The 21,503-nt window shown below is 70.2% G+C and carries 22 protein-coding genes; 11 read left to right on the top strand and 11 right to left on the bottom strand.

Annotated elements, in window-relative coordinates; genetic code table 11:
* Nucleotides 1-60 precede the first annotated feature (60 nt).
* The 4 genes from ACOYW6_RS00605 to ACOYW6_RS00590 all read right to left on the bottom strand — a co-directional run bounded on the left by ACOYW6_RS00605 (nt 61) and on the right by ACOYW6_RS00590 (nt 2,575).
* A complete protein-coding gene (locus ACOYW6_RS00605) occupies nt 61-795 on the bottom strand; it encodes a Gldg family protein (protein WP_423141904.1) in 735 nt (244 codons plus the stop codon).
* Nucleotides 782-1,051: a hypothetical protein gene (locus ACOYW6_RS00600; protein ID WP_423141903.1), complete on the bottom strand. Its 270-nt coding sequence runs from the start codon at nt 1,049-1,051 to the stop codon at nt 782-784. Before ACOYW6_RS00600 ends, ACOYW6_RS00605 begins: the two co-directional genes overlap by 14 nt.
* A 106-nt stretch (nt 1,052-1,157) precedes the next feature.
* On the bottom strand, nt 1,158-2,165 hold the full coding sequence (locus ACOYW6_RS00595) for a cysteine synthase A (RefSeq protein ID WP_423141902.1): 1,008 nt from the start codon (nt 2,163-2,165) through the stop codon (nt 1,158-1,160).
* A gap of 92 nt (nt 2,166-2,257) precedes the next feature.
* Nucleotides 2,258-2,575 (bottom strand): 2Fe-2S iron-sulfur cluster-binding protein, encoded by a 318-nt coding sequence (locus ACOYW6_RS00590; RefSeq protein WP_423141901.1) that lies wholly within the window; start codon nt 2,573-2,575, stop codon nt 2,258-2,260.
* Nucleotides 2,576-2,664: 89 nt separating this feature from the next.
* On the opposite strand from ACOYW6_RS00590, the gene ACOYW6_RS00585 reads away from it, so the two are divergent.
* Both ACOYW6_RS00585 and ACOYW6_RS00580 read left to right on the top strand, forming a co-directional pair.
* Nucleotides 2,665-3,282, top strand: coding sequence for a DNA-3-methyladenine glycosylase family protein (locus ACOYW6_RS00585; protein WP_423141900.1), 618 nt, complete (start codon nt 2,665-2,667; stop codon nt 3,280-3,282).
* Nucleotides 3,283-3,343: 61 nt separating this feature from the next.
* Entirely contained in the window at nt 3,344-4,141 is a 798-nt protein-coding gene (locus ACOYW6_RS00580) for an SDR family oxidoreductase (RefSeq protein ID WP_423141899.1), read from the top strand.
* Nucleotides 4,142-4,153: 12 nt separating this feature from the next.
* Here ACOYW6_RS00580 and argC read toward each other — a convergent pair whose 3' ends face one another.
* The 3 genes from argC to ACOYW6_RS00565 form a co-directional block, all read right to left on the bottom strand.
* The gene (gene argC, locus ACOYW6_RS00575) at nt 4,154-5,077 is read right to left on the bottom strand and encodes an N-acetyl-gamma-glutamyl-phosphate reductase (RefSeq protein ID WP_423141898.1); all 924 of its coding nucleotides are present in this window, start codon (nt 5,075-5,077) and stop codon (nt 4,154-4,156) included.
* Between the two features lie 45 nt (nt 5,078-5,122).
* Entirely contained in the window at nt 5,123-5,464 is a 342-nt protein-coding gene (locus ACOYW6_RS00570) for an SH3 domain-containing protein (RefSeq protein ID WP_423141897.1), read from the bottom strand.
* Between the two features lie 138 nt (nt 5,465-5,602).
* Complete coding sequence (locus ACOYW6_RS00565) at nt 5,603-6,985, bottom strand: leucyl aminopeptidase family protein (RefSeq protein WP_423141896.1); 1,383 nt, start codon at nt 6,983-6,985, stop codon at nt 5,603-5,605.
* 27 nt (nt 6,986-7,012) lie between these two features.
* Between ACOYW6_RS00565 and ACOYW6_RS00560 the strand changes: the two genes are divergently transcribed.
* Both ACOYW6_RS00560 and map read left to right on the top strand, forming a co-directional pair.
* Complete coding sequence (locus tag ACOYW6_RS00560) at nt 7,013-7,963, top strand: PdaC/SigV domain-containing protein (protein WP_423141895.1); 951 nt, start codon at nt 7,013-7,015, stop codon at nt 7,961-7,963.
* A 25-nt stretch (nt 7,964-7,988) separates the two neighbouring features.
* Nucleotides 7,989-8,807 carry a type I methionyl aminopeptidase gene (gene map, locus ACOYW6_RS00555; RefSeq protein ID WP_423141894.1) on the top strand — a complete coding sequence of 273 codons (819 nt, stop codon included), beginning with the start codon at nt 7,989-7,991 and terminating at the stop codon, nt 8,805-8,807.
* Here map and ACOYW6_RS00550 read toward each other — a convergent pair whose 3' ends face one another.
* Complete coding sequence (locus ACOYW6_RS00550) at nt 8,808-9,455, bottom strand: heme exporter protein CcmB (RefSeq protein WP_423141893.1); 648 nt, start codon at nt 9,453-9,455, stop codon at nt 8,808-8,810. It lies immediately after the preceding gene.
* Nucleotides 9,452-10,027, bottom strand: coding sequence for a heme ABC exporter ATP-binding protein CcmA (ccmA, locus tag ACOYW6_RS00545; RefSeq protein WP_423141892.1), 576 nt, complete (start codon nt 10,025-10,027; stop codon nt 9,452-9,454). Before ccmA ends, ACOYW6_RS00550 begins: the two co-directional genes overlap by 4 nt.
* Before the next feature lie 70 nt (nt 10,028-10,097).
* Between ccmA and ACOYW6_RS00540 the strand changes: the two genes are divergently transcribed.
* From ACOYW6_RS00540 to ACOYW6_RS00510, 7 genes are all read left to right on the top strand, one after another.
* Nucleotides 10,098-10,406, top strand: a complete 309-nt coding sequence (locus ACOYW6_RS00540) for a 4a-hydroxytetrahydrobiopterin dehydratase (protein WP_423141891.1) — start codon at nt 10,098-10,100, stop codon at nt 10,404-10,406.
* 203 nt (nt 10,407-10,609) lie between these two features.
* Complete coding sequence (locus ACOYW6_RS00535) at nt 10,610-10,948, top strand: P-II family nitrogen regulator (RefSeq protein WP_423141890.1); 339 nt, start codon at nt 10,610-10,612, stop codon at nt 10,946-10,948.
* A gap of 67 nt (nt 10,949-11,015) precedes the next feature.
* A complete protein-coding gene (glnA, locus tag ACOYW6_RS00530) occupies nt 11,016-12,425 on the top strand; it encodes a type I glutamate--ammonia ligase (protein WP_423141889.1) in 1,410 nt (469 codons plus the stop codon).
* 137 nt (nt 12,426-12,562) lie between these two features.
* Nucleotides 12,563-13,588 (top strand): hypothetical protein, encoded by a 1,026-nt coding sequence (locus tag ACOYW6_RS00525; RefSeq protein WP_423141888.1) that lies wholly within the window; start codon nt 12,563-12,565, stop codon nt 13,586-13,588.
* Between the two features lie 97 nt (nt 13,589-13,685).
* On the top strand, nt 13,686-14,249 hold the full coding sequence (locus ACOYW6_RS00520) for a fasciclin domain-containing protein (protein WP_423141887.1): 564 nt from the start codon (nt 13,686-13,688) through the stop codon (nt 14,247-14,249).
* Between the two features lie 40 nt (nt 14,250-14,289).
* The gene (locus ACOYW6_RS00515) at nt 14,290-14,541 is read left to right on the top strand and encodes a hypothetical protein (RefSeq protein WP_423141886.1); all 252 of its coding nucleotides are present in this window, start codon (nt 14,290-14,292) and stop codon (nt 14,539-14,541) included.
* Between the two features lie 71 nt (nt 14,542-14,612).
* Complete coding sequence (locus tag ACOYW6_RS00510; RefSeq protein WP_423141885.1) at nt 14,613-15,194, top strand: lysozyme; 582 nt, start codon at nt 14,613-14,615, stop codon at nt 15,192-15,194.
* On the opposite strand, the gene ACOYW6_RS00505 is transcribed toward ACOYW6_RS00510, so the two are convergent.
* Nucleotides 15,188-19,366, bottom strand: a complete 4,179-nt coding sequence (locus tag ACOYW6_RS00505) for a translocation/assembly module TamB domain-containing protein (protein ID WP_423141884.1) — start codon at nt 19,364-19,366, stop codon at nt 15,188-15,190. The two genes, ACOYW6_RS00510 and ACOYW6_RS00505, sit on opposite strands and share 7 nt — an antisense overlap.
* On the bottom strand, nt 19,366-21,498 hold the full coding sequence (locus ACOYW6_RS00500; protein WP_423141883.1) for an autotransporter assembly complex protein TamA: 2,133 nt from the start codon (nt 21,496-21,498) through the stop codon (nt 19,366-19,368). Before ACOYW6_RS00500 ends, ACOYW6_RS00505 begins: the two co-directional genes overlap by 1 nt.
* Between the last annotated feature and the right edge of the window lie 5 nt (nt 21,499-21,503).

The raw sequence follows: 21,503 nt of genomic DNA, 5'->3' as shown, positions 1-21,503 counted from the left end.
AAATGCGCCCCGCGCGATTCATGCCGGGCGGCTTGCCGGCTGTCGAGGGGCTTGGCGCGGCTAGTCGGTGAAAGCGCGCGCCATCAACGCGGCGAGCGCGGCTTGGCCCGCGCCATCGGGATCGTCGCGGCTCAGCAGATCGGCGTCGGCGACGGCCAGGACACGCCCGTTGCCGACATCGCAGCGCGCCACCAGGGCACGGCCGTCGACCTTGCACGGCGCGGGCTTGAGCACGACGAAGCGGCCCGGCAGGTTGACCGGGATGGCGGTGCCCTGCGCCGCAACGCTGCGTTTTCCGAACGGCTGGTTCTCATCGAACTGCAGCTCCAGCCCCCAACGCTTGAGGATCGGCGAGAGCAGCACCGTGCCTTCGGGGCGGCGCCGGTCGCCAAGCGGGAAGCGCGAATCCTCGGTCAGCATCGGATCGGCGAAGAGCAGCACCTCGCCGCCGCCCCGGACCCAGTTGTCGAGCGCGACGTTCTCATCGGGAGACAGCGCGCGCGGCTGCGCCAGCACCAGGCGCTCGACCCCGCGCAGGGTGTCGGGCGTGAGCGTGTCGAGCGCGGTGACGGGGCCCTCCTCGGCCAGCGCGGCCCTGGCCCAGTGCGGTCCGTCCTTGCTGGCCAGCATCTCGCCCACGCCACCGGCCTCGTTCCACAGGATCGGCAGGGTGGTGAACAGGCCGACGCGGTGACGTTCGCCCGGCCCGCGCGCCAGCACCACCCACGCCGCCGTCGCCGCCAGCACGGCAACCACGATCGCGGCGATGAGGGCAGGCTTCCTAGTTGCCGCCATTGGCCTGCGGCGGCGCGGTGCCGGCACCGCTGGCAGAGGGGACGGCCTTCGTGCCGGCGCTGGCGCTGGCGGACGGGACCACGCCCATGTCTGCGAGCGGATCGTTCTTCGGCGCCGCGTCGGTCGTCGAGGTGCGGGTCGGCGCGGCGGCGACCACGCCATCGGCCTCGCGCGCGCGGTCCATGATGATGTTAGCCAGCCCGACAAGCAGCAGCATCGCCGCCAGCCCGAGCATCCCGGCCTGGAGGCGCTGCACGGTCTGCGCGCGCAGATCGCGCGCCGTCGGCGCTGCGGGCGGGACTGGTGCGACCGTAATCGGGGCCGTTGGCGATGGTCTTGTGGCCATTGGGCCGCAGGATAGCCTAGGTTTCGAGCCAAGGGAAGACCGGCAGCCCCTTCGCCCGCAGCCATTCGGGATTGTAGAGCGTCGACAAGTAGCGAAAGCCGGTGTCGCACAGGATCGTGGCCACGCGCACGTCCTCGCGCCCTTCGGCCACCAGCTTGCGCCCCAGCGCCACCGCGCCGGCCACGTTGATGCCCGACGACAAGCCCAGGCACAGGCCTTCTTCGCGCAGCAGGCGCGCGACCCAGTCGAGCCCTTCCTCGTCCGCGATGCGGAACTGGGTATCGATCGGCGCACCCTCGAGATTGGCGGTGATGCGGCCCTGCCCGATCCCCTCGGCCACCGAGCTGCCCTCGGCGCTGAGTTCGCCGCAGGCGTAGTAGCTGTAAAGCGCCGCGCCGTGCGGGTCGGTCAGCGCGATGACGATGTCCTCGGACTTTTCCTTGAGGCCGAGCCCGACCCCGGCGATCGTACCGCCGGTCCCCGCAGCGCAGGTGAAACCGTCGATCCGGCCGTCCATCTGCGCCCAGATTTCGGGCGCGGTCGATTCGATGTGCGCCTTGCGGTTGGCGATGTTGTCGAACTGGTTGGCCCAGATCGCACCCTCGGTTTCCTCGGAAAGCCGGCGCGAGGTGTGGACGAAGTGGCCGGGATTGGCGAACGGAGCTGCGGGGACGAGAACCAGTTCGGCGCCGAGCGCGCGCAACGTGTCCATCTTTTCCCGGCTCTGCGTCTCGGGCATGACGATCACGGTCTTGTAACCCAGCGCGTTGGCGACCAGCGCCAGCCCGATCCCGGTGTTGCCGGCGGTGCCTTCGACGATCGTGCCGCCGGCCTGCAACAGGCCCTTCTCCTCGGCATCGCGCACGATCCACAGCGCCGCGCGGTCCTTGACCGAGGCACCGGGGTTCATGAATTCGCACTTGCCCCAGATTTCGCAGCCGGCAGCCTCGCTCGGACCCTGCAGTAGGACGAGCGGAGTGTTGCCGATCAGGGCCAGGGTATCGGGACGTGCAGAAAGGGTCATAGTGCGTTAGCTATGAACGCCGGGCACCATCGGCAAACGAATTGCGCTTGGGGGCGGTGAAGCCCGGCTGTTCCGATGAAGGCGCCGCGCGATCAGTCTTCTGGCGCGATCGTGACCTTGATGCCGTCCAGCGCATCGCTGAACGGGATCTGGCACGACAGGCGCGAGTTCGCTTGCCGGAAGTCCGAGCTGTCGAGCAGGTCGTCCTCGTCCTCGCTCATCGGCGGAAGCTTGTCCAGGAACGCCTCATCGACGTGGACGTGGCACGTGGCGCACGACAGGCAGCCGCCGCACAGTGCCAGCAGTTCGTCGAAACCGGCGTCGCGGATGGCCTCCATCACGCTCAGGCCGCCCTTGGCCTCGACCGTGGTTTCCTCTCCGGCGCGATCGACGACGAGCAGCTTGGGCATGGGTGGCTGGTCCTTTTGCGTGCGCCCTGTTCGGGCCTCGGGCGGGCTGCTAATCGCTCGGCCCGGGATTGGCAAGAAAGGCAACGGGCGTGGGGCTTTCCGCAAAACAGATCGAAACGTCGCTCGACGCTCTTGCCACGCTGGAGCCGAAAATGGCCGCGGCGCTGGCCGCTGCCGGCTATCCCGAACCGCGCATCCGTCCGCGCGGCTACCATACCCTGCTGCGGACCATCGTGGGCCAGCAGGTTAGCGTGGCGGCGGCCGCGTCGGTGTGGAACAAGCTGCAGGCGCTCCTGGGCGAGGACATCCCGCCCGAAAAACTGCTGGCAGCGGACTTCGACGCGCTGCGCGGGTGCGGCCTATCGCGGCAGAAGCAGGGTTATGCGCGCAGCCTGTGCGAACAGGTCGTGGCGGGCGTCCTCGACCTTCACGATCTTCCCGACGACGATGAGACCGCGATCGCCCAGTTGACCGCGATCAAGGGCATCGGGCGGTGGTCGGCGGAAATCTATTTGTTGTTTGCCGAGGGCCGGGCTGACATCTGGCCGGCGGGCGATCTGGCCGTCCAGGCCGGGCTCCACAAGATCCTAGGCCTGACCGAACGGCCGGGTGAAAAGGAAACACGCGCGCTGGCCGAAAGCTGGCGGCCGCACCGCGGCGCGGCGGCCATCTTCACCTGGCATTGCTATAACAATCCTGCGCTTTAGGCTTTCGTCGCTGCGGCAGCCGCACGATTCGCACGGGACCGCATCAAGGGGGAGAAATGCCATGCCGCCGGTGCGCGCGATCTTCATCAGCGGCGGCGCCTCGGGCATCGGCCGGGCGGTGGCCGTCCGGTTCGCGGCGGGCGGCTGGTTCGTCGGGCTGGGCGATATCGACGCCGCCGGGATGGCCGGTACGCTGGCGCTCCTGGGCGAAGGGCGCGGCTGGTCGCGCCTGCTCGACGTGCGCGACGCGGCGCAGTGGGACGACGTCCTGGCCGCCTTCGCCGAGGCGGCCGGCGGGCGCATCGACGCGGTGTTCAACAACGCCGGGGTGCCGCTGGGCGGACCGCTGGCGGAAATGACCGAGGCAGAGATCGACCGCTGCCTGGGCGTCAACCTCAAGGGGGCGCTGCTTGGCGCGCGCGCCGCCTACCCGTGGCTGCGTGCCTCGGCCCCGGGATCGTGCCTGCTGTCGACCTCTAGCGCGGCAGGAATCTGGGGCACACCGGGCGCCGCGGTCTATTCGGCCACCAAGTTCGCGGTGCGGGCCATGACCGAATCGCTGGATGCCGACTGGGCGGCCGACGGCATCCGGGTGGCGGACCTGATGCCGGCCTTTATCGATACGCCGCTGCTTGACCACACCAGTCACGCCGGCAGCAACGCCGCGATCCGCGCCGAAGTCTCCGCTGCCGGGCTGGAGATCACCCCGGTGGACGAGGTTGCCGAAACCGCGTGGCGCGCGGTCCACGGAACCAGGTTGCACTGGCCGGTAGGCAAGACCGCGGTGCGGCTGACGCGCGCCGCGCGCTGGTTTCCCGGCGCGCTGCGCAAGCAGCTTAGGCGCGGGCTGAGTGGCTAGCGGCCCGCGCGGCTAAAGCGCCAGTCCGGCGGTTTCGGGCAAGCCGGCCATCAGGTTGAGGTTCTGCACCGCCGCGCCGCTGGCGCCCTTGCCCAGATTGTCGAGCCGCGCGACCAGCCGCGCCTGCGTGCCGTCGGCACTGCCGAACACCCACAGGCCCAGCTTGTCCGACGGCACACTGTCGGTCCTCAGCAGGATTTCGTCCGGGGCATCGGGGTGGACGGTGACGACAGGGCTGCCGGCATAGAAATCGGCCAGCGCATCGCGCAAGCCATCGGCGGGCGCAGCCTGCCGCATCAAGTGCAGGTGCAGCGGCACTTCGACCACCATGCCGCGGTGCGCGGGGATCACCGCCGGCGCGAACACCGGGGGATGCGCGAGGCGCGCGTAGAGCTGCATTTCGGGCACGTGCTTGTGCCCCAACGCCAGACCGTAATCGCGAAACGCGATGGTGCGATCCGCTTCGAACCGCGCGATCAGGGCCTTGCCACCACCTGAATACCCCGAGACCGCGTGGCAGACGAAGGGCCAGTCGCCCGGCAACAGTCCTTTGCGTACAAGTGGTGCAACCAGCGCCAGAAAACCGGTGGGATAGCACCCGGGGTTGCTGACGCGGTTGGCAGCGGCGATCCGGTCGCGCCCGATCAGTTCCGGAAAGCCGTAAGTCCAGTCGCCGGCGGTGCGATAAGCGCTGGAAGCGTCGATGATCCGCACCCCGCTCCCCTCGGCGAGCGCCGCCGCTTCGCGTGCGGCCTCGTCGGGCAGGCACAGCACCGCGAAGTCGGCGGCGTGAAAGGCCTCGGCCCGAGCGCTGGCGTCCTTGCGCTGGCTGTCGTCGAGGACGATCAGCTCGAACTCGGGGCGGCCCTGCAGCCGCTCCACGATCTCGAGCCCGGTGGTGCCGGCGGCGCCGTCGATGAAAACTGTCTGGGTCATGGTCGAACCCCTAGCTGGGGTGGGAGAAAAAGCGAGGCGAAGCGATCAGCTTCGTCGCGCCTCCAGCACATCGAGCGGCAGGTAACCGACGCAGCCATCCTCGCCCACCTGGCCCCAGGCCCAGCCGCCCGCCATGTCGAGCACGTTGAAGGTCGTGCCGGCAGCCAGCGTCTCGCGCGCATCGGCGTCGTCCTGCGGCTTGACCTTGAGGTCGGCGGGGCTGGACAGGAGGTGCGGCATCGGCACGGCGTAGTGCGGCACGAAGCAGATCCCCGCCAGCCGCACGTGCGCCAGGTCGCCCCGCACCGGCCAGTGCGGCGCGTCGAGACACTCGCTCGGCCCCGACAGGGCGAGCTGGTGCGTCGGAACGGCGGCGGCGGTAGTCACTGGCGAAGAATTGCCCCTGTAAGCGAACGCGAGCGCTTAGCGATGCGGCGCCCCCGGGGCAAGCCAAGGGTGGCCGACCGCGGGCGAGCGCGGCACCTTGTCGACGCGGCGGTCGCGCGCGCCCTGAACGGAAACGTCTTACCCGTAGCGTTGCAGCAGCATGTGCCAGGCTGCGCGCAGGCCCAGGGCTTCGCCGCCTTTCGGGCGGCCCGGCTTGGCGACGGGGCGCCAGGCGAAGGTGTCGAAGTGGGCCCAGTCGGTGCCTTCGGGCACGAACCGGTCCAGGAACAGGCCGGCGACACTGGCGCCGGCAAAGCCGTTGGACGGGCTGTTGACCATGTCGGCGACGTCCGATTTCAGCCATTCGCGGTACGCGCCCGGCAGCGGCAGGCGCCAGACCGGATCGTCGACCGCGAGTCCGGCGGCGATCAGCGCGTCGGCAGTGGCGTCCTGGCGCGCCATCAGCGCCGGCAGATCGGGGCCGAGCGCGACGCGCGCGGCGCCGGTCAGGGTGGCGAAGTCGATGACGAGGTCCGGGCTCTCCTCGCCGGCGCGGGTCAGCGCGTCGCCCAGCACCAGCCGCCCTTCGGCGTCGGTGTTGGTATTCTCCACGGTCAGGCCCAGCCTCGTCTTCAGGATGTCGCCGGGGCGAAAGGCGTTGCCCGCGATCGCATTCTCGACCGCCGGGACCAGCACGTGCAGCCGCACGTTCAGGCCGCGTCCCATGATCAGCCCGGCCAGCGCCAGCGCGTGAGCCGCCCCGCCCATGTCTTTTTTCATCAGCGCCATGGAGCCGCCGGGCTTGATGTTGAGCCCGCCCGAATCGAAGCACACGCCCTTGCCCACCACGGCTAGTCGCGGATGTCCGGGATCGCCCCAGGTCAGCTCGATCAGGCGCGGCGCGTGGCTGCGCGCGGCCGCCTTGCCGACCGCGTGGATCATCGGATAGCCGCGCTCGAGCGCGTCGCCGCTGGTCACCGTCAGCTCGGCGCCGTGGAGCTTGGCAAGCCGCGCGCCCTCGGCCTCGAGCTCCGCCGGGCCGAGGTCGGCGGCGGGTGTGTTGACCAGGTCGCGCACCAGCGCGGTGGCGGCAGCCTCTGCCAGCGCCGGTTCGATGGCGGCGACATCGGCCGTCAGCAGCACGCGCGGCCCTTCGGCCTCGGGCTTGTCCTTGTAACGGTCGAACCGGTATTGCGCCGTCACCCAGCCGAGCAGGGGCTTGCCGGTCGCCGCCCCGTCCAGGCGGTAAGTGCCCGCCGGCAGCACTTCGGCCAGCCGCGCCAGGCACCAGCTGGACAGGCTGGCCGTGTCGGCCACGCCGCCGACCGCGAACCACCCCTCGCCGTCGGGCACGATCGCGGTTTCGTAACTGCCGCCCTTGAACTTCTGCGCGGCAAGCGCGGCGCGCTGGGCGGCGCTGCGACCTTTCAGCCAGCCGCCGAACGTGTCGGTGTTGACGAGGTGGAGCGCGGTGGCGGGCTGGCCGCGGTCGGGCTGGATCAGCGTTTGCTTGTCAGTCATGGCCGCAATGGCTTAGCGGTCACGGCGATGGACACGCGAGGAAAAAATCGGCTCCGCGGCGGCGCCGCCCTGTTGGCCGCGCTGATGCTGGCAAGCTGCGGCGACGGCACGCCTTCTGCCGAGCCGACCAGGATCCCCTACGCGATCGCCGCCGAGGGATCGCCCGAGGTGGTGCCCGAGGCGTCCGGGCAGACGGTCGAGGTCGTGCCCACGTCCGCCACGGCGACGCCGGATGCCGACAATGGCCGCTCGGTGAAGCAGGAAGCGGACTATTACCTGTTCGAATTTCTCTACCCTAACGAAGCCTACGCCATCGCGCCGCTGCGCGCCTGGTTCGACACGACGCTGGCAACCACCCGCAGCGCCTTCATCGCCGCTGCCCGCAAGGACCGCGATGCCGCGTTCCAGCAGCACGAGCGCTTTCGCCGTTATTCGCTGATCACGCGCTGGCGCACCGCGGCGGAGACCGAGCGGTTCCTCAGCCTGTCCTCGTTCACCTCGACCTATACCGGCGGCGCGCATGGGCTGATCGCGTTCCGGACCATGGTGTGGGACCGCGCCGCCAGGACGCGGCGCCCGGTCCTGTCGCTGTTCACGTCGAGCGCGGCGCTGCGCAAGGCGATCGCGGCCCCGTTCTGTGCCGAGCTCGACCGCGCGCGCGCCGTCAAGCGCGAGGCGCCGGTCAGCGCCGATCATTCGCGCCCGTTCGAGGATTGCATCGACCCCACGGCCGAAGCGGTCGCGCTCTATACCGGCCAGCCCGACCTGGAGGCCGATCACGACGATGCGGCGCTCAAGGGGCGCACCTTCGATCACATCCTGATCCTTGTCGCGCCTTATTCCGCGGGGCCGTGGGCGGAAGGTTCGTACGAGGTCAAGCTGCCGGTCACGCCGGAAGTTCTGGCCGCGGTGCGCCCGCGCTATCGCAAGGCGTTCAGCGTTTCGCGGCCCGAACCGGCGCCGGCACCTCGCAATTGAAGCGGCCGAGTGCTATCTGGGCGGCATGACCGAATACCAGACCATCGAAGCGCACGAGACCGGCTACCGCGACGGCACCATCAAGCTGCACGGCGCCGAAGCCTTTGCAGGTATGCGCAAGGCCGGGCGGCTGGCCGCCGAAATCCTCGACGCGCTGTATGACGTCGTCCGTCCGGGCGTGACCACCGGCGCGATCGACGATCTGGTCCGCACGATGACGCTCGACGGCGGGGCGGTTCCGGCCACGCTGGGCTACCGCGGCTATGCCCATTCGTGCTGCATCTCGGTCAATCACGTGGTCTGCCACGGCATCCCGGGCGACAAGACGCTGAAGGACGGCGATATCGTCAACATCGACGTGACCCCGCTGCTGGACGGCTGGCACGGCGATTCCAGCCGCATGTACCTGGTCGGCGACGTGGCTCTGAAGGCGCGCCGCCTGGTCGACGTGACGTACGAGTGCCTGATGATCGGGATCGAACAGGCGCGCCCCGGCGCCCGCCTGGGCGATATCGGCGCCGCCATCCAGGCCCATGCCGAAGCGAACCGTTACGGCGTCGTGCGCGAATTCTGCGGCCACGGCGTCGGCCGCCTGTTCCACGACGCGCCCGAGGTCGTCCACGCCGGGCGCGCCGGCACCGGGCCGGAGCTGCGCCCGGGGATGTTCTTCACGATCGAGCCGATGATCAACCTGGGCAAGCCGGGGGTCAAGCTGCTCGACGACGGGTGGACGGCGGTGACGCGCGACCGCTCGCTGTCGGCGCAGTTCGAGCATTCGATCGGGATTACCGAAGACGGGTGCGAGGTCTTCACCACCAGCCCGGCGGGCCGGCACAAGCCCTGATTACCGCGCGCCGCGGATCGCCGCCCCGGCGGCGAACGGGGTCATCGCAAGAAGAACCAGGCTGACGGCGGCGGCCAGGGCGGCGCCGTGCTCCCCGCCCGGCGCCAGGCTGCCGGCACCAAAGATCAGCAGCGGCACCGCCAGCGGGATTGCTATCAGGCCCCCGAGCGCAGCGCCGCCGCGCAGCCCCGCGGTCAACGCCGCCACCAGCACGCCCAGCGCCGCCAGCCCGGGCGTTCCGGCCAGCAGCCCCAGCTCGACCAGGCGCAGCGTCTCGCCTGACAGGCCGAGCAGCGCCGCGGCCGGCAGCGCCGCCACCATCAGCAGCGGGCCGAAGGCCAGCCAGTGGGCAAGAATCCGCACCGCGACGATCAGCTCCTCCGAAATTCCGCGCAGCGCCAGCTGGTCGAAGACCCCGGCGTCAAGATCGGGCTCGACCAGGCGATCGACGGGTAGCAGGGCCGCCAGCAGCGCCGCAATCCAGATGATGCCGCCGCCGGTGCGCGCCAGCAGGGCGGCATCGGGGCCGACCGCGAAGGGATAGAGGGTAGCCACGGCAAGGAAGAACAGTACCGGCAGCACCGGTCCGCCGCCGCGTCCGCGGCCGACCAGGTTGCCCAGGTCACGGCGCAGCAGCGCGGCGATCACGGCGCGTAGCCAGCCAGGTCAATGGCCTGGGCGCCGGGCATGGCGATCGGCTGGTGCGATGCGGCGATCACGATTCCGCCGCCGGCCCGGTGACGGGCGATCAGCGCTTCGGCCAGTTTGGTGCCGGCGGTATCGAGGCCGTTGAGCGGCTCGTCGAGGAGCCATATCGGGGCGCGCTGGGCCAGCAGCCGCGCGAAGGCGGCCCGCTTGCGCTGGCCAGTGGAAAGATAGCCGACCGGCACATCGGCCAGCCGATCCAGCCCGACGCGGTCAAGGTCGGTCGCCGCGCCGTCCAGCCCGGCCCAGAAGCCCAGTGCCTGGTAGAGCGGGCGATGGCCATCCAGCGCGGCACGCTCGTCCAGCAGGCCGGCGGCACCTTGGCGCCGCACCATTCCGGCAAACGCGGGCAGCAACCCCGCGGCGATCCGCAGCAGGCTCGACTTGCCGATGCCGTTGGCGCCGCCCACGTGCAGCGCGTCGCCCGGCCCCAGCGCAAAGCCCAGCGCGCGGAACAGCACCCGGTCGCCGCGCCGGCAGGCAAGATCCTCGGCAGCGATGCGGCAGGGTTGCATGGCGCGCGGCGATAAGGGAAACCCCCCGGTCTGCCAAGCAGCCAGCCAGGCAGCCAGCCGAGGACAAGCCATGCCGATCGCCCCCCTTTCCGACGCCGAGCGCGACCGCCTGATGGCTGAGCTGCCCGACTGGACGCTGCGCGGCGACGGCAAGGCGATCGAACGGCAACTGCGGTTCGGCGATTTCAACGCCGCATTCGGGTTCATGACCCGCGTCGCGATCTATGCCGACAAGGCCGATCATCATCCCGAGTGGTTCAACGTCTACGACCGGGTCGAGATCACCTTGACCACGCACGATGCCGGCGGGCTGTCGGCGCGCGATGCCGACATGGCCCGGATGATCGACCGGTTTGCGGCGGTACACCTGCCTAAATAGCAGGCAGGCTGCTCGCAATTTAGGCAAGAATTGCCGCGTCGTACTGCCTGTATGTTGTGCGCCGCGCCGCGTTTCGAATTCAAATCTTGCGAATCCGTGCTTGGCCCGCTTTGCGCGATGGCCTAACCCGAGGCAGCGGGACTGGCACGATTCTTGAGTCGCCGGTCCGGGTGAGATGCCAACGGTGCAGGGGTTCACGTGACGTGAAGAAGATCGAAGCCATCATCAAGCCGTTCAAGCTGGACGAGGTCAAGGAAGCGCTCCACGAGGTCGGCGTTTCGGGCATCACGGTGACCGAGGCCAAGGGCTTCGGGCGCCAGAAGGGCCATACCGAGCTGTACCGCGGCGCCGAATACGTGGTCGATTTCCTGCCCAAGGTGAAGCTTGAGATCGTCGTCACGGACGACATGGCCGAGCGTACGGTCGAGGCGATCGCCAGTGCCGCCCAGACCGGCCGCATCGGCGACGGCAAGATCTTCGTGATCCCGGTTGAAAGCGCCCTGCGCATCCGCACCGGCGAGCGCGACGACGCGGCCATCTAGGGCGGCGTACCCGCCACGTTACCACCCACTTCATTCGGCCCGAGCGGGGCGAGCAGAAAGGCAAGACATGAGCAAGGCCAGTGACATCATCAAGCGCATCGGCGACGAGGAGATCGAGTGGGTCGACCTTCGCTTTACCGATCCCAAGGGCAAGTGGCAGCACCTGACCATGGTCGCCGCCACGCTCGACGAAGACCAGCTCGAGGACGGCCTGATGTTCGACGGGTCGTCGATCGCCGGCTGGAAGGCGATCAACGAAAGCGACATGATCCTCAAGCCCGACCTCGACGCGGTCTATATCGATCCGTTCGCGGCGACGCCGATGATGATCATCGTGTGCGACATCGTCGAGCCGTCGACCGGCGATCTCTACGCCCGCGATCCGCGCTCCACCGCCAAGCGCGCCGAGTCCTTCCTGAAGTCGAGCGGCGTGGGCGACACCGTCTACGTCGGCCCCGAGGCCGAGTTCTTCGTCTTCGACGACGTGCGCTTCTACGACGATTACAACGGCAACGGTTTCACCATCGACGATATCGAGTTGCCGACCAATTCGAACAAGCAGTACGAAACCGGCAACATGGCGCATCGCCCGCGCGCCAAGGGCGGGTATTTCCCGGTCGCTCCGGTGGACAGCCTGGTCGACGTGCGCGGCGAGATGGTCTCGACCATGATCGAGATGGGCCTGCCGTGCGACAAGCATCACCACGAAGTCGCCAGCGCGCAGCACGAACTGGGCCTGACCTTCGGCACGCTGGTTGAAACGGCCGACCGGATGCAGGTCTACAAGTACGTCGTCCACCAGGTGGCGCACGCCTACGGCAAGAGCGCGACGTTCATGCCGAAGCCGATCAAGGCCGACAACGGCAGCGGCATGCACACCCACATGTCGATCTGGAACGGCGGCAAGCCCCTGTTCGCAGGCAACGGCTATGCCGGGCTGTCGGACACCTGCCTTTATTACATTGGCGGCGTCATCAAGCACGCCAAGGCGCTCAACGCCTTCACCAACCCGACCACCAACAGCTACAAGCGACTGGTCCCCGGTTTCGAGGCGCCAGTGCTGCTGGCCTATTCGGCGCGCAACCGTTCGGCCTCGTGCCGGATCCCCTACGGCACGGGCGACAAGGCCAAGCGGGTCGAATTCCGCTTTCCCGACGCGATGGCGAATCCGTACCTCTGCTATGCCGCGCTGCTGATGGCCGGGCTCGACGGGATCAAGAACAAGATCCACCCCGGCGAGGCGATGGACAAGAACCTTTACGACCTGCCGCCGGCCGAACTGGCCGACGTGCCGACGGTGTGCGGCAGCTTGCGCGAAGCGCTCGAAGCGCTTGAGGCGGATCACGACTTCCTGCTGCAGGGCGGCGTGTTTACCAAGGACCAGATCGAGTCCTACGCCGAGCTGAAGTGGGAAGAGGTCATGCGCTGGGAAACCACCCCGTCCGCGGTCGAATTCGACATGTACTACAGCTTCTGATCGCGCCGTCCGGCACGATCGCGGCCTGCAGGGGGCGTCCGGGAAACCGGGCGCCCCTTTCGCTTCACTGAACGGGGCGCAGAAAACGGGAACGGTCGCGTGGCATTGGCGTTGAAAGCCCCACAAAGGAGATTCCCATGCGTACCCTGTTAACCGGAATCGCGATCGCCGCGCTGGCGATCGGATCGGCCCAGGCCAAGCCCGGCGGCGGTAATGGCGGCGGCCATGGCGACGGCGGCGGCCACGGCAACGGCGGCGGCGGCGCGCCGGCCATGCAACACGGCGGCGGCAATGGCGGCGGCGGCAATCCGCACGGCGGCGGCAATCCGCACGGTGGCGGCGCAATGAAGGCCGCGGTCGCCCAGCAGCGCCAGCAACATGGCCCCGCCATGGTTCGCGCCGAGAATCCCGGCAAGGCCAAGGAGCACGGCAACGGCGCCATGAAGGCCGCCGATCACGGCAAGCCTGACCATGGCGACGGCGGCGCTTTTGCCAAGGCTGCCGGCAAAGGACAGGACGTTCGCGTGGCAAACGCGGTCAACGGCCGCGACGACCCTGCCGAGCGCGTGGTCTGGCGCAGCTACGACCGCAACCGCACGCTGATCGACGGCTGCCCGCCGGGCCTGGCCAAGAAGAACAACGGCTGCACCCCGCCGGGCCTTGCCCGCCAGCAGAACTACTGGGGCACGAGCAACGACTGGTGGAACCTGCGCAACAACGTCAGCCTGTCGGACTATCGCTATTACGACGGCAGCATGGTCCGGCTCGACACGCTGGGGCGGATCGTATCGTACTATCCGCTGCTGGGCGGATCGCTGGTCCCCGGCGCAACCTGGCCGTCGATGTTCACGGCCAGCCCCCTGCCGCAGTACTACCAGGACTATTACGGCCTGGGGAACGACTACCGCTATGTTGACGGGACGATCTACAACCTCGATCCCAAGACCCAGGCGATCCAGTCGATCGCGGCGCTGCTGACCGGCGACCAGTTCGCGGTCGGCCAGCCGCTGCCGGCGGGCTACGGCGCCTACAACGTCCCTTATGCCTACCGCGACCAGTATGCCGACGGTCCCCAGGGCAATTACAGGTACAGCGACGGTTACGTTTATCAGGTCGACCCGACGACGCAGCTGATCACAGCGGCGATCAAGTTGTTGACCTGATTCCCCGGGGGGCGTCGCGCCGAGCCACCACCAAGGCGCGGCGCCCCTTCGGGCTTGTACGAACGAACCGACCGAACCGACAACAAGGGGTATTGCCGTGTCCAAATCGATCCTGACCGCCGCGCTGGCCTGCGCGGGGCTCATATTGCTCCCCGCCTGCAAGAAGGACGCCGCTGCCGATGGATCCGCCGGCGCCGAAGCGGCCAAGCCGGGCAGCGACACGCTGGCCAAGGCGATCGGATCGGCCAGCAATCTTTCGACCGTTGCCGCCGCGCTGAAGTCGACCGGGCTCGACGCCGTGTTCGATGGCAAGGCCAGCTACACGGTGCTGGCGCCGACCGACCAGGCGTTCGCCGCGCTCGGCGACAAGAAGGCATCGCTGACCGCGCCGGAAAACGGCGCCGCGCTGGCCGCTGCGCTGCGCGATCATATCGTGCCCGGCACGCTGACCCCGGCCGACATCGCCAAGGCGATCGACGCCGCCAAGGGCGAGCCGGTGAAAATGCGGACGGTCGGCAACGGCGAGCTTTCGTTCGCCAAGTCGGGATCGACCATCACGGTCACCGCGCCGGATGGCAGCACAGCGAAATTCGCCGGTGACGCAGTGGCTGCGAAGAACGGTGTCGCGATCCCGATCGACGGGCTGCTGAAGAAGATCTGAGCCGGCTTCCGCCCCCCGCGCCGCCGCGCTAGGGCGGGGCATGGCCAATCCCGAAGCCGAACGCCGCCGCCGACGGCTTGCCACGCGGCTGGCGCTGATGGCCGCGGCCGCATTGACGCTGCCGATGGCGACGGTGACGGGCATCGTCGTGGCGCTGAAACGCTGCGGAATGGCCTGGCCGTGCGACGCCGATTTCTGGCGCGACGTCGCCCTGCCGGCGTTGCTGTTTGCGGTGTTCGTGGCGGTGTTTTCCCGCCGCCGGTTCCTGGCCGCGCTGCCCCCGCCCGGCTGAAAGCGTTTTCCTACAAGGCCTTGGCTGCTCTACCTGGACCGCTTCGCCGATTCGCAGCGAGGTCAGCTCCCATGCAGCGCAAGCCCATCTTCGATACCGTCCGCCGCCTGCTGGGCCGTGGTTTTCGCCGCGCCGAGGTGGCCGCGATCGACGCCGCTATCGATGCGGCACTGACCGCACCGGACCCCGCACGAGCGGTTTCACGCGCCGGGCGCGACCTCGTCCGTCGCTGGGAAGGCTGCGCACGCCGCCGCGGTGACGGCACGGTGGAAGCCTATCCCGATCCCGGCACCGGCGGCGAACCCTGGACGATCGGCTGGGGTTCGACCGGCGGCGGCATCGGGCCGGGCACGGTCTGGACGCAGGCGCAGTGCGACGCTCGGCTCGACGCCGACCTGGCGCGCGCCGCGGCCCAGGTCGATGCCGCCCTGGCCGGTGCGCCGACCATGCAGGCGCAGTTCGATGCCCTGGTCAGCTTTCACTACAACACCGGTGCGATCGCCCACGCCGCGCTGACCCGGCTGCACCGCGCGGGCAATCATGCCGCCGCCGCCCGCGAATTCGGCCGCTGGATCCACGCCGGCGGCCGGGTCATGCCCGGCCTGGTACGCCGCCGCGCCGAGGAGGCGGCGCTGTACGCGTCGGCTCAATAGTCTTTCTGGACCTTCACGTTGAGCGACTGGCGCCCCAGCGTGGACACGGTCCCCAGCAGCGACAGCCACGAGGTGACCCGGAATTCGAGCTGCGTGGCGCTGTAGCCGCGCCCGTCGGTGACGATCTCGGCATAGAAGCGGCGGCCCAGGTACTTGCCCACCGACACGCTGGTTCCGCGCCCCAGCGTGGCGTCGGCGGGCACGATGCGCAGCCGGTCGAGCCCGACCGCGCTCCTGAGCTTGTTGATCGGATCGAGCCCGCCGCCGCCGCGCAGCGACGCCAGCGCGGCGCCCAGTTGCAACGCCTCGGGCGCGGACAGCGTGGTGATCCCCTGCCCGAACAGCAGCCGCGCCAGCAGTTCCTCCTCCGGCAGCGCCGGGGTCGAGGAGAACGCGATGACCGGCACCAGCGCGGTACCGGTCACGGTCACCCGCGCGGTCAAGCCGGTCACTTGCGCTTCGGCGGCGATGTCGAGGCGCGGATTGGGCGGGCTGGCACCGTCGAAGCGAATGCGGCCGCGCACCAGTTCGAAGCGCTTGCCGGCGAATTCGTAGCCGCCGCGCACGATATCGGCCTGGCCCAGGATCGCGGGCGCGGCGGTGGTTCCGCGCACCTTGATGTCGGCGCCCCATTCGCTGTCGAGGCCGAGCCCGCTGACCGCGATCCGGCCCGGGCCCGAAGCGTCGATCAGGTAGCGCCACGGGTTCGCGGCGGAGCGCGCCGGGGCGCGGTCGACCGGGGCGTTGACCTCGCGCGTGGCGACGCTCGGCAGCGCGGCGGCGCTGGCGGCGCGGCCCAGGCGCCAGCGGGCGCTGGCGATGCTGAGGCGCCCGGCAATGGTCCCGTCGACCCCGTTCGAGACGATGCGCAGCGGCCCGGTGACGGTGGCGGCGAAATCGTCCCGGTTGAGCAGCGCGGCATCGCGCGCGGCCAGCCGCAGGTCGAGCGACGGCGCCTTGACGCCAAGGTCCGAGAGATCGACCGAGCCGCTGCCAGCGACCGTGCCGCCGCCGGGCGTGCGGCCGGCGAACTGGGTCAATTGCAGCCGCGACCCCGCGAACGTGCCGCGTGCCGCCAGCCCTTGCACGTCGGTCCCGGTCAGCGTGCTTTGCAAGCGCAGCCCGTCGGACGCGAAGGTGCCGCGCAGCGCCGGGCTGGCCAGCGATCCGGTCGCGTCGGCGGCCAGGCTGACCGGGCCGGTCAGGTCGAAGGTTTCCAGCGCGATCAGCCGCCACAGCGCATCCGCCGGGCCGCTGTAGCGCACCTGCGCGAACAGGCTGCCGGCATTGAGCCGCTGCGCCAGCGATCCGGCCGCGGGCAAGCTGGCGATGCGCGCCTGAAGGCGCCCGCGGGTCTGCCCGTCCTCGCGCGCGATGGCCCGCGCCTCCAGGTCGGTGGCGGTCAGCTTCGCCACCAGCGCCAGGTCGATCGGGCGCGAGGACAGGACCAGGCCCGAGCGGCTCAGCCCCTTGACCGTCAGCGCAGCGTCTCCGGTCGGCGCGCCCGTGCCGGCGCGGTAGTGAACCATGCCCGAGGCGGTGCCGCCAAGCCCGAGGTCGGCGACTGCGATGTCAGCGAGCGACAGCGGCATGTCGGCCAGCGCGAGGTCGAGCTCGGTCGCGCGTCCCAGCACGCCCGAGGCGACGATGCGCCCGCCGGCGAGATTGACTTGCGTCGGCGCCAGACGCCAGCCGCCCTCGGTGCTGGTCAGCACGGCCCGGCGCGGCATCGCGATCCTGCGCCCGGCATAGTCGCCCGCCGCCAGCACGGTGATGCGGTCGGGCGCGAGATCGCCCAGCAGGTTGAGCGCGAAGCGGCTGCCCCGCCGCCCCGCGATCGCCGCGGTGATCCGGCCACGTCCGTCCGCGACACTCGCCCTGGCATCGAGCTTGCCGATGAACAGCGAGCCGAGATCGATGCCGGCCCCGCTGGCGGTGCCGTTCAGCGTCAAGCCGCCGCTGCCGAACGTGCCGGAGGCGAGCACCTTGCCCTGCGCGATGGTAACCGGACTGGGCCCGCCGAAGCGCGCGCCATCGGCATCGAGCGCCAGGTCGAAGCCCTGCGCGCCGCCGCGCGGGGCCAGGCGCACCGTGCCGTTCACGCCGCCGCCCGCCAACGCCAGCTGCCCGGCGACGCCGCCGCTGACCAGCGTCAGCGAACCCTGCACCTGCGTCTGCGCCACTGCCAGCCGTTCGACCGCGATGCGGGTCGGCCCGCCGGAGCTGGAGAAAAGGCCGAGCGTGCCGGTGAACGGGCCGAGCCGCGAACCGCCCGCAGTCTCGATCCGGAAGCCCTGCGCGATGGGCGATAGCGCGACGCGCACGTCCTTGAGCTGCAGCGCGGGCAGCGGGCTGGCGAAGACCAGCACCGCGCGCGGCCCGTCGTTCGCAACGGTGGCGTCGATGGTGAACGGCCCGTAATCGGCGTGACGCCCGCGCCCGACCAGCGCGGTGCGGCCACCGGGCAGCACGCGTCCGTTCAGCGCCAGCGACAGCTTGGCCGCATCGACCCGGCCGCCTTCGACCAGCAGCGGCTGGCTGCCGCCAACGGTAACCTTGCCGGCGAAACGGATGTTGCCCCCGGTCAGGCTGGCCAGTGTAGCGTTATCGATCCGCGCCATCCGCCCCGCAACATCGGCCCGCACCAGCCAGCCGCGTGCACCGCCCAGCGAGATCACGGTTCGCGCGGTGGCATCGGCACGGCCGAGGTTGTCGAGCACCAGCCCGCGCGCCGCTACCGCGCCCGCCAGCCCGTACGTGCCGCGTGCCATGTCGCCCACCAGCGTCATCCGCGCGCCCAGCCCCGGCACCGCCAGCGTCAGGTCGTTCGCGGTCAGCCGCGTCCCATCCAGCCGCAGCGTCCCGGTGACCCGCGGCCCAATCAGCAGCTTGTCGGCGGCGGCAGTGCCGGTGACGATCCGGGCCGCCACCAGGTTGAGCGGCAGCGTCCAGCGCCCCCCTTCGAGCCGCGCCACGCCGCGGGTCGAGGGCAGATCGATCCGCGCCGTCCCGACGGCCAGTTCGCGCGCGGTCAGCAGGTGATCGATCGTCAGCGCCCGGAACGGACCATCGAGCGTGGCCGCCAGCCGCGCGCCCGCCAGGCGCACGCCCGGTCCCAGCAGCCCGGGATCGGTGATGACGATCACCGTGCGCAGACCCGCGACACTATTGGCGGCAAGGTCGACGCGGCCGGCCGCATCGCCGCGCAGCCCCGCGGCGCGGACCGCGACGTGTCCGGCAATCACGCTGTTGGCCAGCGTTGCCGCACCGCCGACGTCGATCACCTTGCCCAGTGCCTGCGCCGGCAGTCCGGACAGGTAGCCGCCGGGCGATACCTGGCCGAGAAAGCCGTAGCGTCCTGAGCGCGCGGTAAGCTTGAGCGCGGCGAGCCGGGCCGGGCCCTGCTCCACCAGCAGCGCCCCGTTCCAGCGGCTCCACGCCCCGCGCCCGGTGATGCGCGCGCGCAAGTCCTCGCGCGCGCCGATCAGCGCGGCCAGCACGCCGTCCCTGGGCGCCATGTAATCAGCCTCGAGGTGGAGGCGGTTCTTCGCCGGCTCGGCATCGAGCAGCAGGTGCAGCCGGTCGGCACTGTCGAAGCGCCCGTCGGCAAGGATGTAGGCCTTGCCCTTGCGGATATCGGCCTTGCCGATCAGGTCCACCCGCCGCGCCTGCGGTCCGGCAAGCCCCGGCGCGACGCGGAAATCGATCAGCTGCAGGCGATCGATGCGAATATCGAAGCGCGGCAGGATCGGCGCATTGGGATCGCCCGGTGCGAGCGCGGGTCGTCGCAGCAGCACACCGCGGGTGGCGACCAATTCGCGAACGTCGAGCCCGGTCGTGAACCACGAGAACGGTCGCCAGTCGAGCTGCGCCAGGGGCACTTTCAGGAACGCGCCGCGCTTGTCGAACAGGACGACGTCGTGCAGCGTCGCCTTGCCGTATAGCGAACCATCGATGCTGCCGACCGTGATGCGCAGCCCCGACGCAGGTGCGTAAGCGGCGATGCGGCCTGCGACGAAGCGGTGCCCGACCGGGCTGTTGAGCAGCGCAACGCCCAGGATCAGCACGCCGATCAGCGCCGCCAGGGCGCCCGTCAGCCAGCGGCCAAGCCGCCGCTGGCGGACGCGCGGGGGCACGCCCTGGGCGGTCTCGGCCTGCTCGACCGGGTCCATCAGAACGCCTGGCCCAGCGCTACGGTCACGCTCAGCCGGCTTTCGCCCGGCCGGCGACCGATCGGGGTGCCGACATCGACACGGATCGGCCCGAAACCGGTCTTGTAGCGGATCCCCACGCCCGCCCCGAAGCGCACGTCATCGAGTCTGGGGGTGACCCGTTCGGAGACGTTGCCGGCGTCGAGGAACGGGACGACCTGGATCGCACCGCCAAGCAGGCCGGTGTCGATCCGCGCCTCGACCGAGCCTTCGACCAGCGAGCGCCCCCCGGTAGGATTGCCCGCGGCATCGCGCGGGCCGATGGCGCGAAAACCATAGCCGCGTACCGAGCCGCCGCCGCCGGCGTAGAACCGCCGCGACGGCGCGAGGTCGAACAGGCCCGCGCCCGGGATCGTGCCGATCCGCGCGCGCGCCGCCAGGATCACCGCGTCCATCACCGGGCGATAGGTCGAGGCGTCGAGCTGGACCCGCGCATATGTCGCGTAAGCGGCGTTGGTGCGCGACACTTCGGGCGAGACCGACAGCCCCAATCGCCAGCCGCGCGCCGGGTCGAGCAGCGAATCGCTGGCGTCCCACCGTGCCGCGGCCGGCAGCGCAAAAATCTCGTAAGTCGTGCGGGTCGGCGTTGCGGCGCTCGACACGGCGGCGCTGCGTTCGTCCGATAGCAGGAACTGCGCGCCGACCGACCAGGTGAACGGCTTCTGGAAGATCAGCGTCGAAAGCTTTTCGAACGAAGCCAGCAACGACACCGTCCGCGCCGCGTAGGCCTGGTTGTCGGTGTTGTCGGCGAAGGCGTCGACGGTCAGGACCTGGTCGCGGCCCTTGAAGTTGTTGCGGCGGAAAGTGACGCCCAGCAGCTGTTCGCGGGTGCCGCCGATGCCGCGCACGCGCAGCAGGCCTTCGGGCGGGAACAGGTTGCGATGCTCCCACGAGGCTTCGACGCGCAGGCCGTCCTGCGAATCGTAACCGACCTGCCCGGCGATCGTGCGCAGTGGTGCGCGCGTCATCGCCACGTCGAGCGCGACCGTGCCCGGCTGGGTGCCGGCAGGCGGCGTCACTTGGCGCGGGGTAATCGTCACGCTCGAAACCAGGCCGGTGGCCAGCACGGCGCTGCGCAAGTCTTCGGCCAGGCTGCGGCGATAGATCGCGCCGGGCTTGAAGCGGGCGATTTCGGCCAGGTGCCAGCCGGGCAGGAAGCGTTCGTCGCCGCTGGTGACCGGCCCGAAGGCGTATTTGCCCCCCGGCGCCACCGGCACCGCCAGGTCGCCCTCGGCGCGGCGATGGTCGACCGTCAGCGCCGGATCGCCGACCGCGGCGAACGCATAGCCGGTTTCGCCAAGCTCGATATCGAGGTCGTCGCGCGCGGCGACGATGCGGTCGGTGTAAAGCGGATCGCCGGGCTCGATCCCGAAGGCCTCGCGCAGCGCGGGATAGTCCGCGCCGGTCTGCGGCAGCGAACCCAGGTCGACCGCGCCGAAGCGGTAACGCGGCCCGGCCGCGACATCGAAGCGGACCTCGATCCCGCCGGCGGCGCGCGCTTCGCCGGCCGCGATCGCGCCAACGCTTTGGCTGACGTCGGCATCGTAGTAGCCATAGACGCGCAGCACCTGCTCGAGCAGCGCCTTGTCGGCGCGGGCGCGGGCGGCGATCTGCGCGGCAGTATCGCCCGACCTGGCAAATGTCGCCAGCGCCGACAGCGCCTCGAACCGGGCGGCGATTTCGGCGCGTTCGGGCACGGCGTCGGCGGGCGGGAATACCAGGGTGACACCGTGGGCAAGGCGGATATCCTCGCCCTTGACCGGCACGGCATCGGGCCGGGCGGGCAGCTGCGCCAGCGCCTGATCGATATCGGGATCGGGGGGCAGGTCGGCGAGCTGCGGCGCGGCCAGGCTTTCGTCGGGCCATGGCAAGGTAAAGCCGGGCAGCTGCGCCAGCGGCGAGGCGGGATCGGGTCCGGGCAATTCGGGCTGCGCCGTCGCGTCGGGCCGCTGCGCCGCCGCCTTGGCCCAGGCCTCGGGATCGCGGACCGCGCTGTCGGGGATCAGGTCCTTGAGTTCGGCATCGGCATCGCGGCTTTGCGCGAAGGCCGGCGGCGAAACGGCGAGCGCGAAGGCAAGCGCAGCAGCACTCAAACCGC

The organism is Parablastomonas sp. CN1-191, assembly GCF_049354825.1.
Lineage (GTDB): Bacteria > Pseudomonadota > Alphaproteobacteria > Sphingomonadales > Sphingomonadaceae > Novosphingobium.
The sequence above is the reverse complement of the archived record's forward strand: the minus strand, read 5'-3'. Positions and strand labels throughout refer to the sequence as shown.

Coding starts and splice junctions, on each gene's coding strand:
- ACOYW6_RS00560 (WP_423141895.1), top strand. CDS start 7,013: ATGGACACGCGAGGAAAAAATCGGCTCCGCGGCGGCGCCGCCCTGTTG.
- ACOYW6_RS00565 (WP_423141896.1), bottom strand. CDS start 6,985: ATGACTGACAAGCAAACGCTGATCCAGCCCGACCGCGGCCAGCCCGCC.
- ACOYW6_RS00580 (WP_423141899.1), top strand. CDS start 3,344: ATGCCGCCGGTGCGCGCGATCTTCATCAGCGGCGGCGCCTCGGGCATC.
- ACOYW6_RS00525 (WP_423141888.1), top strand. CDS start 12,563: ATGCGTACCCTGTTAACCGGAATCGCGATCGCCGCGCTGGCGATCGGA.
- glnA (WP_423141889.1), top strand. CDS start 11,016: ATGAGCAAGGCCAGTGACATCATCAAGCGCATCGGCGACGAGGAGATC.
- ACOYW6_RS00605 (WP_423141904.1), bottom strand. CDS start 795: ATGGCGGCAACTAGGAAGCCTGCCCTCATCGCCGCGATCGTGGTTGCC.
- ACOYW6_RS00590 (WP_423141901.1), bottom strand. CDS start 2,575: ATGCCCAAGCTGCTCGTCGTCGATCGCGCCGGAGAGGAAACCACGGTC.
- ACOYW6_RS00505 (WP_423141884.1), bottom strand. CDS start 19,366: ATGGACCCGGTCGAGCAGGCCGAGACCGCCCAGGGCGTGCCCCCGCGC.
- ACOYW6_RS00510 (WP_423141885.1), top strand. CDS start 14,613: ATGCAGCGCAAGCCCATCTTCGATACCGTCCGCCGCCTGCTGGGCCGT.
- ACOYW6_RS00515 (WP_423141886.1), top strand. CDS start 14,290: ATGGCCAATCCCGAAGCCGAACGCCGCCGCCGACGGCTTGCCACGCGG.
- ccmA (WP_423141892.1), bottom strand. CDS start 10,027: ATGCAACCCTGCCGCATCGCTGCCGAGGATCTTGCCTGCCGGCGCGGC.
- argC (WP_423141898.1), bottom strand. CDS start 5,077: ATGACCCAGACAGTTTTCATCGACGGCGCCGCCGGCACCACCGGGCTC.
- ACOYW6_RS00540 (WP_423141891.1), top strand. CDS start 10,098: ATGCCGATCGCCCCCCTTTCCGACGCCGAGCGCGACCGCCTGATGGCT.
- ACOYW6_RS00595 (WP_423141902.1), bottom strand. CDS start 2,165: ATGACCCTTTCTGCACGTCCCGATACCCTGGCCCTGATCGGCAACACT.
- map (WP_423141894.1), top strand. CDS start 7,989: ATGACCGAATACCAGACCATCGAAGCGCACGAGACCGGCTACCGCGAC.